General features: G+C 71.6%; 12 protein-coding genes and 1 riboswitch. Of the genes, 5 read left to right on the forward strand and 7 right to left on the reverse strand.

The window, feature by feature from the left end; genetic code table 11:
* Positions 1-224: 224 nt before the first annotated feature.
* Positions 225-755 carry a DoxX family membrane protein gene (locus tag CCL05_RS21535; protein ID WP_086562123.1) on the forward strand — a complete coding sequence of 177 codons (531 nt, stop codon included), beginning with the start codon at positions 225-227 and terminating at the stop codon, positions 753-755.
* A gap of 34 nt (positions 756-789) precedes the next feature.
* Here the strand turns inward: CCL05_RS21535 and CCL05_RS21540 are convergent, their stop codons facing one another.
* Both CCL05_RS21540 and CCL05_RS21545 read right to left on the reverse strand, forming a co-directional pair.
* On the reverse strand, positions 790-1,029 hold the full coding sequence (locus CCL05_RS21540; protein WP_086562124.1) for a hypothetical protein: 240 nt from the start codon (positions 1,027-1,029) through the stop codon (positions 790-792).
* A complete protein-coding gene (locus tag CCL05_RS21545; RefSeq protein ID WP_086562125.1) occupies positions 1,016-2,494 on the reverse strand; it encodes a PspC domain-containing protein in 1,479 nt (492 codons plus the stop codon). Before CCL05_RS21545 ends, CCL05_RS21540 begins: the two co-directional genes overlap by 14 nt.
* 177 nt (positions 2,495-2,671) lie before the next feature.
* On the opposite strand from CCL05_RS21545, the gene CCL05_RS21550 reads away from it, so the two are divergent.
* Positions 2,672-3,964 carry an ATP-binding protein gene (locus tag CCL05_RS21550; RefSeq protein WP_086562133.1) on the forward strand — a complete coding sequence of 431 codons (1,293 nt, stop codon included), beginning with the start codon at positions 2,672-2,674 and terminating at the stop codon, positions 3,962-3,964.
* Positions 3,961-4,704: a LuxR C-terminal-related transcriptional regulator gene (locus CCL05_RS21555; RefSeq protein ID WP_086562126.1), complete on the forward strand. Its 744-nt coding sequence runs from the start codon at positions 3,961-3,963 to the stop codon at positions 4,702-4,704. The genes CCL05_RS21550 and CCL05_RS21555 overlap by 4 nt, the downstream gene beginning before the upstream one ends.
* 17 nt (positions 4,705-4,721) lie before the next feature.
* On the opposite strand, the gene CCL05_RS21560 is transcribed toward CCL05_RS21555, so the two are convergent.
* A complete protein-coding gene (locus CCL05_RS21560; RefSeq protein WP_086562127.1) occupies positions 4,722-5,789 on the reverse strand; it encodes a C40 family peptidase in 1,068 nt (355 codons plus the stop codon).
* Between the two features lie 425 nt (positions 5,790-6,214).
* On the opposite strand from CCL05_RS21560, the gene CCL05_RS21565 reads away from it, so the two are divergent.
* On the forward strand, positions 6,215-6,568 hold the full coding sequence (locus tag CCL05_RS21565; protein ID WP_010036449.1) for a hypothetical protein: 354 nt from the start codon (positions 6,215-6,217) through the stop codon (positions 6,566-6,568).
* On the opposite strand, the gene CCL05_RS21570 is transcribed toward CCL05_RS21565, so the two are convergent.
* Both CCL05_RS21570 and CCL05_RS21575 read right to left on the reverse strand, forming a co-directional pair.
* Positions 6,546-7,559 carry an SLAC1 family transporter gene (locus CCL05_RS21570; RefSeq protein WP_086562128.1) on the reverse strand — a complete coding sequence of 338 codons (1,014 nt, stop codon included), beginning with the start codon at positions 7,557-7,559 and terminating at the stop codon, positions 6,546-6,548. The two genes, CCL05_RS21565 and CCL05_RS21570, sit on opposite strands and share 23 nt — an antisense overlap.
* Positions 7,560-7,669: 110 nt before the next feature.
* Positions 7,670-8,839, reverse strand: coding sequence for a C40 family peptidase (locus tag CCL05_RS21575; protein WP_086562129.1), 1,170 nt, complete (start codon positions 8,837-8,839; stop codon positions 7,670-7,672).
* 8 nt (positions 8,840-8,847) lie between these two features.
* A riboswitch (cyclic di-AMP (ydaO/yuaA leader) is annotated at positions 8,848-9,021 on the reverse strand.
* A 290-nt stretch (positions 9,022-9,311) separates the two neighbouring features.
* On the opposite strand from CCL05_RS21575, the gene pcrA reads away from it, so the two are divergent.
* Positions 9,312-11,813 (forward strand): DNA helicase PcrA, encoded by a 2,502-nt coding sequence (gene pcrA / locus CCL05_RS21580; RefSeq protein ID WP_086562130.1) that lies wholly within the window; start codon positions 9,312-9,314, stop codon positions 11,811-11,813.
* A 50-nt stretch (positions 11,814-11,863) separates the two neighbouring features.
* Here the strand turns inward: pcrA and CCL05_RS21585 are convergent, their stop codons facing one another.
* Entirely contained in the window at positions 11,864-13,516 is a 1,653-nt protein-coding gene (locus tag CCL05_RS21585; protein ID WP_086562131.1) for a M23 family metallopeptidase, read from the reverse strand.
* A gap of 105 nt (positions 13,517-13,621) precedes the next feature.
* Positions 13,622-14,482 carry a lipase family alpha/beta hydrolase gene (locus CCL05_RS21590; RefSeq protein WP_086562132.1) on the reverse strand — a complete coding sequence of 287 codons (861 nt, stop codon included), beginning with the start codon at positions 14,480-14,482 and terminating at the stop codon, positions 13,622-13,624.
* Positions 14,483-14,783 lie beyond the last annotated feature (301 nt).

Raw genomic sequence — 14,783 nt, forward strand, 5'->3', positions numbered from 1 at the left:
GCGGGCAGTCGTGCCGCTGGGGCGGCACGGGTGGGCGCAGCGGCACCCCGCTCCGCCGGGTTGCGGACCCGTCCGGCAGCGGCGCCGACGCCGAGCACTTGGATACGCGGTTGCCTGGCCCCAGTAACAAAAAGCCGCCGCACAGGATTGAGTGGGTTCGGTTTGTCGTACGTATGGTCGTTGAGGGGGTCTCGGCACCGGCGGGCGAGAGGCGGCTAGCAGCGATGACTCACAGCATGAGAGCGGACACGCACACCCCCCACTTCGGCAGCGGAGGAGACTGGCGGGACACCGCCATCCGCTACGCCCTCCTTCCCCTACGGGTCTTCCTCGGCGTCACCTTCATCTACGCCGGCCTGGACAAACTCACCGACAGCGCCTTCATGAAGGACTCCGGTTCCGGCTCGATCGGCGACATGATGCGCGCCGTCCGCGACTCCTCCGCCATCCCCGCCCTGGTGGACCTCTCGCTGAAGAGCCCCGTCGGCTTCGGCTACGCCATCGCCTTCGGCGAGCTCGCCGTCGGCATCGGCACCCTGCTCGGCCTGCTCGCCCGGCTGGCCGCGCTCGGCGGCATGCTGATCTCCCTCAGCCTGTGGCTGACCGTGAGCTGGGCCTCCGACCCGTACTACTACGGCAACGACCTCGCCTACCTCATGGCCTGGATCCCCCTCGTGCTCGCGGGCGCTCCCCTGCTCTCCGTGGACGCCGCCTTGCGGTCGCGGCGACGGCAGCGGACAGGGGGTTACCGGTAGGGCCCGTGGGCCGCGCGGCGGGCGTGGCCGGTCGTCAGGCGGCCATGTCCGGGCCGGGCTCGTCACCGGTACGGCCCGACGCCCGGCGTCGGCGTATCCGGCCCGTCAGGAACGCCACCGCGCCGGCCAGGCACAGCCCTCCCATGACCAGGGGTATCGCCGCGAACCACGGCGTCTCCCAGGCGCCGCCCGCGTCACCGGCGTAGAGGACGCCCGCGAGGGTGAGGACGGTGCCGGCGACCAGCTTTCCGGGCTGGAGTTCATGACGCAGCACGGGCCACCTCCGCTTGTCCCATGCCGACCTGGAGATCCAGGTCGATGGTGCCCGACTTCTTGACGCCCTGGGCGGGGGAGAGGGTCATCTCCTTGTGCTGGCCCGGTTTCACGTCCACGTCCTTCGGGTCGTCGTCCGGCAGCTGGAGGTCTCCGATCCCCACCTCGACGCTCAGCCGCACGGTCACACTCTCGGGCACCACCACCTTCACCCGGCCCACGCCGACGTCGGCGTGGGCCGTGACCGTCTGGCCCCGGTCCACGTCCACCCTCGACAGGTCCAGGGTGCCGACGCCCGTGCCCAGCTCGTACTGCCGGTGTACGTCTGTCACCGTCGTGGGCTGCCAGGTGGTGCGGGTCCACTGCGTGCCGATGTCCTTGGGCAGTGCCGCCGAGCCGGCGAGCAGGCCGGCCGTGATGATCGCCAGAAGGATCGAGCCGGCGCCGGTCCGCCCCAGGAAGGCGCTGACCGCTATGCCCAGGCCCAGAACGGCGAGCGCACAGGACAGGCCGGTCTGCACGCTCGTGCCGAGCGGGTGCCGGTCCCAGGTCAGGCTCGTGCCGAGGGCGCCCGCGAGCAGGGCCAACAGGAAGACCCAGCCGCCGATCCAGCGGGGGCCGCGCGGCGCGGGCGGCCGGGTGCGCGGGGCGGGTATGTCCTCGCGGTCGCCGGCCAGGGGGCCGAGGCTGATGTTGATGGCCGCGTCGACGTCCCGGTCGCGGGTGTCGCGCGGGCCCCAGAGATAGCCCGTGCCGCCGATGTGGGTGCCGTCCTTGACGATGGGGTCGCGCCACCAGGACGGGTAGGTGATGTACACCGGCGGCGCCTGGGGTTCGGGCGGGGCGTCGGCGGCGGCCTGGGCGGCCAGGGGATCGGGGCTGGGGGCGCCGCGCTGGCGCGACCAGTAGCCGGCGCCCGCGAGGAGGAGGGAGAGGACGACGGCGAAGGTCAGCACCCCGCCGTTGTTCAGCATCGTCAGGAACACGCCGCAGCCGACCAGCGCGAACAGCACCGCCGTCAGGGCCTGGCCGTCGACGCGGCCGGTCAGCAGCTTGCGCACCTCGTTCTCGTCCTCGTCGTCGTACGGCACGACGAGCCAGGCGAAGCCGTAGAAGAGGAGGCCGATGCCGCCGGTGGCGGAGAGCACCGCGAGGGTGATCCGGAAGATCACCGGGTCCATGTCGCACTGCCGCCCGAGCCCGGCGCAGACGCCGGCCAGGGCCTTGTTGCGGCGGTCGCGCCGGAACCTGTGCGGCGGTCCGGGCGGGGCGGCTTCCCCGGCGGGACCGGCCGCGCCGGGCGTGGTTCCCTTCTGTTCTCCCGCCCCCGCGGGCCCGTGCCCGCGCGGGGGCGCGGGGGAGCCGGCGTCCGCGGCGGGCGCGGCATCCTGCGGCCCGGCGCCCGGTGCGGGGCGCGGGCCGGAGCCGGGTCCCGGACCCGTCGCGGCGTGCTCGTGATCGGTCATGGGTCCATGGTGACGGGCGCGGCGGCGCTGCGGCAGCCGGAATGACCCTGGCCCGACCCTGATATCGGCCCTGAGGGACGGCTCGGGAAGCGTTCGAAGGCCCGGGCCCGGAGATCAGGGGAGTCTCCGGGGCCGACCCTGATGCTCCGGCCTGCCGGCCGTGTGACCATCAATGGCATGTCGGAAGCCGCAGCAGCGCCACTCGCCGAACCGCGGCCGCCGCGCAAGCTCTACCGCAGCAGTGACGGACGCTGGCTCGGTGGTGTGGCGCGAGGGCTCGCCGGTCACCTCGGGCTGCCCGTGATCTGGGTACGGCTCGTCTTCATCGGCCTGTTCATGGCCGACGGCCTCGGTGCGCTGCTGTACGCCGCGTTCTGGTTCTTCGTCCCGCTCGGCGTCGGCGGCGTCGAGGCACAGAAGCCGCCGTCGCCGGTCGCCTCGGAGACCTCGCCCGACGGCCGCCGCAGACTCGTCGCCCGCAGGCCCGACAAGGGCCAGATCGTGGCCCTGCTCCTCATGGTCGTCGTGGCCATGGTGTTCGTGGGCAATGTGAACCTCAGCGGCGGGGCCAGGGCGTATCTCTGGCCGACGGTGCTCGTCGGCGCGGGCGTCGCCCTGGTCTGGCGGCAGGCGGACAACGCCCGCCGGGCCCGCTGGGCCGAGGTCGGCCGCCGCCGGCGCACGGTCACGCTGCTGCGCTCGGTGGGCGGTGTGCTGCTGGTGACGGCCGGCGTCTCCGGCATCTTCGTCCTGCAGGGCTCCGCCGCCCACCTCGGCTCCGTCCTCCAGGCGGCCCTCGCGGTCCTCGTGGGGATAACGCTTCTCGCCGGACCGTATCTGGTGCGCATGACGCAGGACCTCTCCGAGGAGCGGCTGATGCGCATCCGTGCCCAGGAGCGCGCGGAGGTCGCCGCCCATGTGCACGACTCGGTGCTGCACACCCTCACCCTGATCCAGCGCAACGCGGAGAACGCGAGCGAGGTGCGCCGCCTCGCCCGCGCCCAGGAGCGCGACCTGCGCACCTGGCTGTACAAGCCGGAGGGCACCGGCAAGGACGAGGCCGACGAACCCACCACCCTCGCCGACGCCGTGCGGCGCAACGCGGCCGAGGTGGAGGACAAGCACGGCGTGCCCATCGAGGTCGTGGTCGTGGGCGACTGCCCGCTCGACGAGAGAATCAGCGCACAGATGCAGGCCGCGCGCGAAGCAATGGTGAACGCCGCCAAGTACGGTGGCGAGGGCGGAGCCGTACAGGTCTTCGCCGAGGTCGAGGGGACGACGGTCTTCGTGTCCGTCCGGGACCGCGGCCCCGGCTTCGACCTCGACTCGATACCCGCCGACCGGATGGGTGTCAGAGAATCGATCATCGGCCGCATGGAGCGCAACGGCGGTACGGCGCGGCTGCGCGCGGTGCCGGACGGCGGCACGGAGGTCGAGCTGGAGATGGAGAGGGCGGAGAAGACGTCATGAGCGACCCGACCGAGGCGAACGGAACGGCGGGATCGGCGGAGGCGGCCGGGCCCGCGGAGTCGGACGGCGGCACTGGCGGGCGTCGTGTGCGCGTGGTCCTCGTCGACGACCACCGCATGTTCCGTACGGGGGTCCAGGCCGAGATCGGCCAGACCGAGCAGACCGGTGTCGAGGTCGTCGGCGAGGCCGCGGACGTCGACCAGGCGGTCACGGTCATCACCGCGACCCGGCCCGAGGTGGTCCTCCTCGACGTGCACCTGCCCGGTGGCGGCGGTGTCGAAGTGCTGCGCCGCTGCGCCCCGTTGATGGCCGACGCCGAGCAGCCCGTCCGTTTCCTGGCGCTGTCCGTGTCGGACGCCGCCGAGGACGTGATCGGCGTGATCCGCGGCGGGGCCCGCGGGTACGTCACCAAGACGATCACCGGTACGGACCTCGTGGACTCCGTCTTCCGTGTCCAGGAGGGCGACGCGGTCTTCTCCCCGCGGCTGGCCGGGTTCGTCCTCGACGCCTTCGCCTCCACGGACGCGCCGCCCGTCGACGAGGACCTGGACCGCCTCACCCAGCGCGAGCGCGAGGTGCTGCGGCTCATCGCCCGGGGATACGCGTACAAGGAGATCGCCAAGCAGTTGTTCATCTCCGTGAAGACGGTCGAGTCGCATGTCTCGGCGGTCCTCCGCAAGCTCCAGCTCTCCAACCGGCACGAGCTGACGCGCTGGGCGACGGCCCGCCGGCTGGTGTGACCCCGGTGCCGCCCTGGTCAGACCACCCGGGTCGCCCCCGTGAACGGCATCTCGTCGAGCGGGGCGACCCGGACCGGGGCGGAGGCATTCGGGGCGTGGATCATCCGGCCGTTGCCCACATAGATGCCGACGTGACTGATACCGGCGTAGAAGAACACCAGGTCCCCGGGGAGCAGTTCGGAGCGGGAGACGCGGCGGCCCGCGTCGATCTGGGAGTACGTCGTGCGGGGCAGGGAGACGCCCGCGGAGCGGTACGCGGCCTGGACGAGGCCCGAGCAGTCGAAGGCATCAGGCCCGGTCGCGCCCCAGACGTAGGGGCTGCCGAGCTTCTGGTAGGCGTAGGACACGGCGGCGGCCGCGCGGGAGTTGGGCGCCTGCGCGCTGACGGACCCGGGGGCGGTCAGGCGGTCACGCGCACCCGTCGAGGAGCGTGAGGCGCGGTCCGTGCCCCTCGTGTCCCCGATGAGGGCACGTTCCTGCACGGTGAGCCGGGACAGCAGCTGACGCGCGGAGCCCAGCTTGCCGGTGATCGTCTTCTTGTGCCGTCTCAGCTCCGTCTGCCGGGATCTCAGGGAGGTCAGCTCGATGTGGGCGGCCCCGCGCAGCTGTTCGATCTCCCGGAGCTGCCGGCGTACGCGCGCGACATCGGCCTGCTGCCGGTTTCCGGCCCGCTCGACGAACTCGGCGTTGTCGAGGTACCGGTCGGGGTCGTCGGACAGGACGAGCTGGAGCGCGGGGTCGAGACCGCCCCCGCGGTACTGGGCGGCGGCGACCGAACCCAGCGCCTCGCGGGCGGAGTTGAGCCGCTCCTCCTTGCGGGCCGCCTGATCCTGGAGGTCCTTCAGCCGCTGTCCGGCCGCCTCGGCCTTCTCCTTCGCGCCGTTGTACTTCTCGGTGGCGACCTCCGCTTCCTGGTACAGCTCGTCCACCTTGGCCTTGACCTGGCTCGGGGTGAGCTCGGGTTCGGCGTGTCCGGTGCCGTCGAAGCCCGTGGCGGTCGCCGCGCCCGCGAGGGCGATCGTGGCGGCCGTACGGGCCGTGTTGCCGCTCGCGGAGCGCCGGCGGGGCTTGCGGTGCGCTGCCACCTGGGTTCCACGTCCTTTCCTGCGACCGCCGACGGGTGCGTACGGCCGCCAGGGGGAGCGGACGGGCGGCCTGCGCGTCCGGCGGCGGCCCGCACAGGGGGAGCGGACCGCCGCCGGACCTTCTCGGCGGTGGTGTCCGACTGCCGCCCCTGGCCCGGGCGGCGGTGGGGAGCCGGGCACCTGGGGGAGGACGCTAAACCTCGCCGCGGCGGCCCGGTGGCGGGTGTGCGGAAGTGTCCCGAGAGGACCGGCGGTGACCGTATGCGACCGTGGTCGCTTCTCACTGCCGTCGGCTTGACTCAGCGTGATGACCGATGCGCCGAATCCTGGGGCGTGGGGCGGCGGACGGGTGCTATGGGGCGCATATATGCATCCGACGGGCCGGTGTCGGGCGGCTGTGGAGGCCCTGATTAGGCTCCGGCCTCATGGACGTACTCATCCACCTCTTCGTCGGTCTCCACATCATCGGCATCGCCTCCCTCCTGGGCGGTTTCCTCACCCAGATGAAGGCGATGGGCGAGGGCACCGCCCGCTACACCCCCGCGATGCTGCACGGCGCGCTGACGATGCTGGTCACCGGTGTGATCCTGGTCGGCCTCAACCAGGCCGACGACCAGTCCGTGAACAACATAAAGATCGGCGTCAAGCTGGCCCTGCTGATCGTGATCCTCGGCCTGGTCTACGTGAAGCGGGATGACGAGAAGGTGGACAAAGGCCTGTTCGGCCTGGTCGGGGCACTGACCACGGCCAACGTCTTCATCGCCGTGCTCTGGACCTGACCCGGCCGGGCACGGCGTAGGCCCGGGCCGAGGCGACCGCCCAGGCGGCGACCCCGAGCCACGCGGCCACCGAGACCCACAGCAGTACCTCCCCCAGCCCGTCGAGCCAGGAGACGTCGAGGGCGGCGGCGACGGCCAGTGCCGCCGTCGCCGTCTTGGCCCAGGTGAACACGGTCGCCCAGCGGCGGATGTCGGTGCGGGGCCGGGGCCGCAGGAACTCGGCGGCGAGCAGGACGGCGCAACCGGCCAGTGTGAGGACGAGGAGCACGACGGTCACGTTGCGCAGGGTGCCGCGGTCGTCGACGTTCCACAGGTGCAGGCGCGCACTGTCGGAACTGATCAGCCGCGCCCCGGCCAGCGCCGAGAGGGCGAGCGCCCCGGCCACGAACCAGTGGTCGCCTCGCCCCTCGGCCACCTGCCGCGGGTCGAAACGGGCCAGGGCGAGGACGTACAGCGCGAGCCCCAGCCAGAACAGCACCAGCGCCGCGTGGGCGAGCCAGGCGGCCGACTCGGTGGCGGCGAGTGTGGCGCCGAGCACGGCGAGCCCCTGCGTGGCCATGCAGCGCGCGAACACCGTCCCGGGCCTGCGCCGCCCCCCGTCCTGCGCGGGGCGGGCCAGCGCCACAGGCCAGAGCAGGAGGGCCAGCACCAGCAGGGCCGCGGCCAGAGCCTGCGAGCCGACCGCCGAGAAGCCGGTGCCCAGGACGGCCGTCGCCGCCACGGTGGTGAGGGCGGCCGTCGCCACGGTGTCCACGAGGCCCGGCATCCCCGCGTACGACCGCAACTTCGTGCCGGCCAGCAGCAGCCGCAGGGTGAAGTCCACGGCGAGCATCAGCCAGGCCGCGCAGGCCAAGCCGAGGGCGACACGGGAGAGGACGCCGTACCCCGCCAGATCGAGACCGACGGACAGGGTGCCGGTCGTCAGCACGGCGGCGCTGGCGGACGGCGCGCGCTGCGCCCACCAGGCGGTGGAGGGGGAGGGGCCGGGCATGGGCCCGATGCTAGGAGGCCCCGCGCGCGTTGTGAGCGGGGCACGCGCGCGGGCGCCTCAAAAACGCGAGAGCACCCTCACGCGCGCGTGCCCTCCATGACGTACGGCCCTCAGGCCGGCCGCACCACGCTGTGGATCGCCGACTGGCCGTCGTAGTAGATCGACTCCTCGCGCACATAGGTGCCGGGCTTCGGGGCGTGGATCATCATGCCGTTGCCGATGTAGATGCCGACGTGAGTGACGTCGTCGTAGAAGAAGACCAGGTCACCGGGCTGGGCGTCGGCCAGGGAGACCGTGGTGCCGGCGTTGACCTGGTCGTAGGTCGTGCGCGGCAGGGTGACGCCCGCGGCCTTCCAGGCGGCCTGGGTGAGGCCGGAGCAGTCGTAGGAACCGGGGCCGACGGCGCCCCAGACGTACGGCTTGCCGACCTGGGCGCGGGCGAAGGCGAGCGCCTTCTCGGCCTTGGTGGCGTACGAGGAGTCGGCCGGGGCCGTCGAGGTGGACGAGCCGGAGCCCGTCGACGAGGAGCCGCTGTCCTGCTGCTGGGCGGCCTGCTCCTGCGCCTGCTGCTGCGCGGCCTGCTGCCGGGCCAGCTCGGCGGCCTTGCGGGCGGCCTCCTGCTGCTTCTCCCGCTCGATCGCCGCGAGCCGTGCCTTCTCCTCGGCGGTCAGCTTCGACAGCAGGTCGCGCGCGTCGGCGAGCTTCCGCTGGACGGTGGCCTTGGCCGTCTTCAGGTCGCCCTGCGTCTCGGTGAGCGTCTCGAGGCTCTCGGTGGCCTCCTGGCGCTTCTTCATCGTCTCGGACTGCTGGGTGACGTAGTCGTCGACCGCGACCTTCTGACGGCCGGTCATCCGGTCCATCAGCTGGCTCTGGTCGAAGTAGTCCTGCGGGGTGTCCGCGAGCAGGAACGTCGCCGTGTCCGGGGCGGAGGCACCGGTGCGGTACTGGGCGGCGGCGAAGGAACCGAGTTCCTCCCGTGCCTCGTTGAGCTTCTGGGTGCGCTGGGCGACGTCGTCGAGGAGGGTGTCGACGCGTTTGCGCTGCTTGGTGGTCTTCTCCTTGGCCGAGTTGTACTTGTCGGTCGCCGACTCGGCCTGGCGGTACAGGTCGTCGACCTTCTTCTCGACTTCCTCGAGACTCGGCTTGTCGTCGGCCTCGGGGGCGGCGTTGGCCGACTGGGACAGCAGGGCGACGGATGTGAGGGCCGCTGTTGCCAGGGCGGGGGTCCGTATGCCTGCGACGCGCGTACCAGCGGGACGCGACTTGCGGTGCGACGCCAAGGGAGGCGACTCCTTCCATGCTCCGCCTACCGGGTTAGCTGTCGGGTTCGGGCGGGTATATCGGAAGGGTTGCCCTACGGCCGTCTCCGCGAAGGGAGTCGGGCCGATTCACCCCAGAGTTCTCGGTTGGGTCCCCGGCTCCGGCTGCCGCTGCGGCACACCGGACTCGGCGGAGGCCGCGCGGCCCGGCGACGTTCGCCGGTGGGGGTCGTGCGGCCTGCCCGCACGGTAGCCAACTCGTGTGGCCCTTGTGAAGGTTGATGGGTGATATGCCCGATACATTTTCGTGACCTTATCCCGGAGCGTCGCCGAGAGTGACCGGTCAAGGGTGGTTGGTCACGAGTCGTCCATGATTGTGACGTCGGTAGCAGGCCGTGATCATGCGGGGATGCAGGGTGACGAGGGGGGCCTTTCGGCGATGTTCTCAGGGCGGCGGCGGGCTGTCAGTGGGGCGCCCTAGACTCGGAGAGCGATGAGCAGCCTCTTTGACGACAGCTTCCTGGCGGACCTCCAGGCCCAGCGGGGCCCCGCGGACGAGCCCCCGCCGCCACCCGAGGACGATCACGTACCGGAGCCGGTTCCGGACGATCTGTTCGGCGGGAAGTTCGACGTGCCCCCGGACCGGGAGGCCTACTACCGCGACGGCGCCCCGCGCCCGCCGGTGGACACCGCCGCGCTCCTGGAGGGGCTGAACGACAACCAGCGCGCCGCCGTCGTCCACTCCGGCTACCCGCTGCTCATCGTGGCCGGCGCCGGCTCCGGCAAGACCCGCGTGCTCACGCACCGCATCGCCCACCTGCTCGCCGAGCGGGGCGTGCACCCGGGTCAGATCCTCGCGATCACCTTCACCAACAAGGCCGCCGGCGAGATGAAGGAGCGCGTCGAGCAGCTCGTCGGCCCCCGGGCCAACGCGATGTGGGTGATGACCTTCCACAGCGCGTGCGTGCGCATCCTGCGCCGCGAGAGCAAGAAGCTCGGCTTCACGTCCTCGTTCTCGATCTACGACGCCGCCGACTCCAAGCGCCTGATGGCCCTGGTCTGCCGCGACCTGGACCTCGACCCCAAGCGCTTCCCGCCGAAGTCCTTCAGCGCCAAGATCAGCAACCTGAAGAACGAGCTGATCGACGAGGAGGACTTCGCCGCCCAGGCCACGGACGGCTTCGAGAAGACCCTCGCCCAGGCCTACGCGATGTACCAGTCGCGGCTGCGCGAGGCGAACGCCCTCGACTTCGACGACCTGATCATGACGACGGTCAACCTGCTGCGCGCCTTCCCGGACGTCGCCGAGCACTACCGCCGCCGCTTCCGCCACGTGCTGGTGGACGAGTACCAGGACACCAACCACGCCCAGTACGCCCTCGTCCGGGAGCTCGTCGGCACCTCCGAGCACCCCGTCGACGTACCGCCCGAGGCCGAGGTCCCGCCCGCCGAGCTGTGCGTCGTGGGTGACGCCGACCAGTCGATCTACGCCTTCCGCGGCGCAACGATCCGCAACATCCTCCAGTTCGAGGAGGACTACCCGGACGCGACGACGATCCTGCTGGAGCAGAACTACCGCTCCACCCAGACGATCCTCAGCGCGGCCAACGCGGTCATCGAGCGCAACGAGTCCCGCCGCCCCAAGAACCTGTGGACCAACGCCGGCGCGGGCGCCACGATCACCGGCTACGTCGCCGACACCGAGCACGACGAGGCGCAGTTCGTCGCCGACGAGATAGACCGCCTCACGGACGCCGGCGAGGCCAAGGCCGGCGACGTCGCCGTCTTCTACCGCACCAACGCCCAGTCCCGTGTCTTCGAAGAGGTCTTCATCCGCGTCGGCCTGCCCTACAAGGTCGTCGGCGGCGTCCGCTTCTACGAGCGCAAGGAGGTCCGGGACGTCCTGGCCTACCTGCGCGTGCTGGCCAACCCGGAGGACTCGGTGCCGCTGCGCCGGATCCTCAACGTCCCCAAGCGGGGCATCGGCGACCGCGCCGAGGCGATGATCGACGCCCTGTCCCAGCGGGAGAAGATCAGCTTCCCGCAGGCGCTCAAGCGCGTCGACGAGGCGTACGGTATGGCCGCGCGCTCCACCAACGCCGTCAAGCGGTTCAACACGCTGATGGAGGACCTCCGCACGATCGTCGAGTCCGGCGCCGGACCGGCCACGGTGCTGGAGGCCGTCCTGGAACGCACCGGGTACCTCGCCGAGCTGCAGGCCTCCACCGACCCGCAGGACGAGACCCGGATCGAGAACCTCCAGGAACTCGCCGCCGTCGCCATGGAGTTCGAGCAGGAGCGCGGCGAGGGCGCGGAGACGCCCGGGGCTGCCGCCCCGGGGGGCACGCTGGCCGACTTCCTCGAACAGGTCGCGCTGGTCGCCGACTCCGACCAGATCCCCGACGAGGAGGACGGCGACGGCGTCATCACGCTGATGACCCTGCACACCGCCAAGGGGTTGGAGTTCCCGGTCGTCTTCCTGACCGGCATGGAGGACGGCGTCTTCCCGCACATGCGCGCCCTCGGCCAGACCAAGGAGCTGGAGGAGGAGCGGCGCCTGGCGTACGTCGGCATCACGCGCGCGCGGGAGCGCCTGTATCTGACGCGGTCCACCCTGCGCAGCGCCTGGGGTCAGCCGTCGTACAACCCGCCCTCCCGCTTCCTGGAGGAGATCCCGCCGGCCTACGTGGAGTGGAAGCGGACGGGAGCCACCGCGCCCGCGTCCTCCGGCCCGGTCTCCGGGGTGGCGGCCTCGCTGTCGTCGTCCCGCTCCCGTTCGTCGGCGTCGGGCGCGTCCGGTTTCGCCACGCGCCGGACCTCCGAGAAGCCGGTCGTCTCCCTGGCGGTCGGGGACCGGGTCACGCACGACCAGTTCGGGCTCGGCACGGTCGTGGCGGTGAAGGGCACGGGCGGGAACGCCGAGGCGACCATCGACTTCGGGGACACCAAGCCGAAGCGACTGCTGCTGCGGTACGCGCCGGTGGAGAAGCTGTAGCCGTAGGGGATCAGCCCCCGTTCGCTCGACGGGCGGGGGCTGCCGGGACGTTACGTCGGGTCGATGCCGTGGCTGCGCAGCCACGGGAGCGGGTCGATCGCCGAGCCGCCGGCCGGGCGCACCTCGAAGTGCAGATGAGGGCCGGTCGAGTTGCCCGAGTTGCCGGAGCGCGCGATCGGATCGCCGGCCTTCACGCTCGTACCGGAGGGGACCGTGTAGGTGGAGAGGTGGCAGTACCACGTCTCCGTGCCGTCCTTCGCGGTGAGGATCAGCATGTTGCCGTACGCGCTGTTCCACTGCGTGCGGACGGTGCCGTCGGTCGCGGCCATCACGGTCGTGCCGTACGAGACGGGGAAGTCGATGCCGGTGTGCAGGGACATCCAGTTGATGCCGGACTGGCCGTAGTAGGCGCTGAGTCCGTGCCGGGCGACCGGCAGGGCGAACTTGGGGCGCAGCCGCTCCTTGCGGGCCGCCTCCTGCGCCGCGCGCCTGCGCTCGGCCGCCTGCTGGGCCTTGAGGTCGATGCGCTCCTGCGTACGGCTGGCCCGGTCGGCGAAGTCGTCGGCGCCGGCGGAGAGGCTCTGGAGCTGCGTGTCCAGCTTGTTGTTCGCGGCGACCGGTTTCACCGGCTGCGCGTCCGCCGCGGTCGTCTGCGCCTCGGCGGCGCCGTCGTCGGTGAAGGTGCCGACGGAGGCGGCGGCGATCCCCGCGACGCCCATCACACACGCCGAGGGCACCGCGATGGTCAGCAGCGCCGAGCGCTTGGGCGGCGTACGGCGGCGGGAACGGGACCCGGCGCGCGCGGCCGCCCGTGAGCCGGCGCGCGGGCCCGCCTCTTCCTGGCCGTCCAGGAGCGGGGCCACGGTGGGCAGTTCGCCGGTGGCGGTCGGCTCGCCGCCGTCCGGGGCGGGGTCGTGGTAGGCGGCCCCGTCGCCTTCGTCGTAGGCGACCTGCTCGAACGTCGCCGTCTCGTGCTGCTCGAAGGTTTCGCCGTGCTGCTCGTACGCGTCGGGGGCCGGGGCGCCTGCCCCGTCGGTGTTCCACTGCGTGGCGTCGTAGGCACCGGTGTCGAAGGCCTGGGTCCCCCATTCCCACTGCTGGGTCTGGTCGGCCGGATTGCCGGACTGGTCGGGCTGGAGCCACGCACCGGTGTCCCACTGCCCGGTGCTGTCCGGGGAGGTGGCCTGCGACGGGATGACCGAGAGCGGCTGCTGGGGGGCCGACCAGGACGTCGTGTCGTAGACGCCCGTGTCGTAGGCGGCGTGGTGCTGGGCCGCGTACGCGTCGTAGTGCGGGTTCTCGTGCGTGCCGGTGGGCCAGTGGCCGGTGTCGTACGTGCCCGTGTCGTGGCCGCTTCCCGGCATGTCGCCGAAGAGGGGGTCGGTGGCGAACGTCGCGGTGGTGTGGCCGGTGGCCTCAAAACCGGTGCCGTCCGTACCGGTAGTGTCAAATCCTGTGGCGGCGTAGTCGCCGTACGTGGTGAAGTCGCCGTACTGGGCTTCCTGGGTGCCGTACGACGCGTAGTGCGCCGAGTCGGCGTCGGAAGCCGGAGCCGGGGGCATGGTCCCCGACGGGTGACGGTCGTTCACCAACTTCTCTTTCGCCTCGACAACAGGGGCTGCCAGAGCAGTGCGGCGACTGTACCCGGCGGTACGCGGGCACGACAATCTTCGGCAGGTTTCGCGCGCGCAGGAAACGGGCATTCGGCCGTGTTTTGGCGGACTGCGGGCACGGACTTGGCCCTGTGTTCGAGGTTTGTTCGAGGCTGATCGGTGCTTCGGCGCTGTGTGCCGGCTGTATGACGAGTCTCAGGCCACCGTGAGACCGCCGGTCCGGCCGACGGAGGGTTCACCCTCGTGGGCCGTGTCGAGAACCTGCCGTATTCCGTTGGCGACGGCGGGGTGCACGGGCAGGGCGAGATGACCGATGCCGGTCACCCGCACGTTCTGCACCGTCAGATCGGGATGGTCGATACAGGCCGTCTCCAGCGGGTCCATCACGTGGTCCAGATCGCTCCAGAAGCTGACGAAGTGCGTACGGCAGCCCGGGGCCGGCCGCGTGAGCTCCTCGAGCACCGGTGAGCCGGGGCGCATCTGGCGCACGATGGGGTGCGCGTCGGCCAGGGGCGCCACCCGGGTGCCCGAATGCGGCGTGCCGAGTGTCACGAGGGTCCGCACCCGCGTGTCGCCGCCGAGCCGTTGCACGTAGTAACGGGCTATCAGGCCGCCGAGGCTGTGCCCTACGACGTCGACCTGCTGGGCTCCGGTGCGCTCGCAGACCTCCTCTATATGACGGCCGAGCAGCTCGGCCGCGGCACGTATGTCGCAGGTGAGCGGCGAGTAGTTGAGGGACTCGATCTGCTGCCTGCCGTGCTGGGCGAGACTGCGGCGCAGCAGGACGAAGACCGAGCGGTTGTCGATGAAGCCGTGCAGCAGGACGACCGGGGGCTTGGCCTCCGTGGGCAGTTGGGCGGCATCACCCAGGAGCGCCGGGGCGGGGGCCCGACGCTCTTGGGTGATGCCGGAGGGATAGAGGAGGAGATGCCCGGCCAGAATCGCGATCTCCAGGGCGGTGGCCTTCAGAAGCGCCAGCGAGAGTCCCGCCAGCCGGCCCGGCAGCAGACGCTGGCAGAACGGAAGAAAGGGCAGAGCAGCCCTGGTGACCTTCATGGCCGACCTCCTGTCGGCACGCGGGAGGCCTGCCGCCCCCCGTATGCCCTCGTGGAAAGCAGCGGCGAAGACGGCTGATGACTGCGTGAGCGGCGTGAGCCGCGGGGTCGGAGCGCGGCTTGTGGCGCATGTGACGCCAGTGATGCGACGAGGTCCCCTGCCGGTGCGGCGACGAGGCTCCCCGCTGTTGCGCCGTGTCTGCCCTGCGTGCTGTGCGTGCCCTGCGTGTCCCGTGTGCCTTCGCCGAAGTGCCGTACCGCCGCCCCACCCACCACGCACAGCGGCGGTACGGCACTTCGGC

Origin of the sequence: Streptomyces africanus (genome assembly GCF_002150735.1) — a bacterium.
Taxonomy (GTDB): Bacteria; Actinomycetota; Actinomycetes; order Streptomycetales; family Streptomycetaceae; genus Streptomyces; species Streptomyces africanus.

Bases quoted from the DNA above. Each gene is read 5' to 3' on its own strand.
- CCL05_RS21585 (WP_086562131.1), bottom strand. From the start codon at position 13,516: ATGCCCGTTTCCTGCGCGCGCGAAACCTGCCGAAGATTGTCGTGCCCG.
- CCL05_RS21570 (WP_086562128.1), bottom strand. From the start codon at position 7,559: ATGCCCGGCCCCTCCCCCTCCACCGCCTGGTGGGCGCAGCGCGCGCCG.
- CCL05_RS21565 (WP_010036449.1), top strand. From the start codon at position 6,215: ATGGACGTACTCATCCACCTCTTCGTCGGTCTCCACATCATCGGCATC.
- CCL05_RS21555 (WP_086562126.1), top strand. From the start codon at position 3,961: ATGAGCGACCCGACCGAGGCGAACGGAACGGCGGGATCGGCGGAGGCG.
- CCL05_RS21545 (WP_086562125.1), bottom strand. From the start codon at position 2,494: ATGACCGATCACGAGCACGCCGCGACGGGTCCGGGACCCGGCTCCGGC.
- pcrA (WP_086562130.1), top strand. From the start codon at position 9,312: ATGAGCAGCCTCTTTGACGACAGCTTCCTGGCGGACCTCCAGGCCCAG.
- CCL05_RS21550 (WP_086562133.1), top strand. From the start codon at position 2,672: ATGTCGGAAGCCGCAGCAGCGCCACTCGCCGAACCGCGGCCGCCGCGC.
- CCL05_RS21535 (WP_086562123.1), top strand. From the start codon at position 225: ATGACTCACAGCATGAGAGCGGACACGCACACCCCCCACTTCGGCAGC.
- CCL05_RS21590 (WP_086562132.1), bottom strand. From the start codon at position 14,482: ATGAAGGTCACCAGGGCTGCTCTGCCCTTTCTTCCGTTCTGCCAGCGT.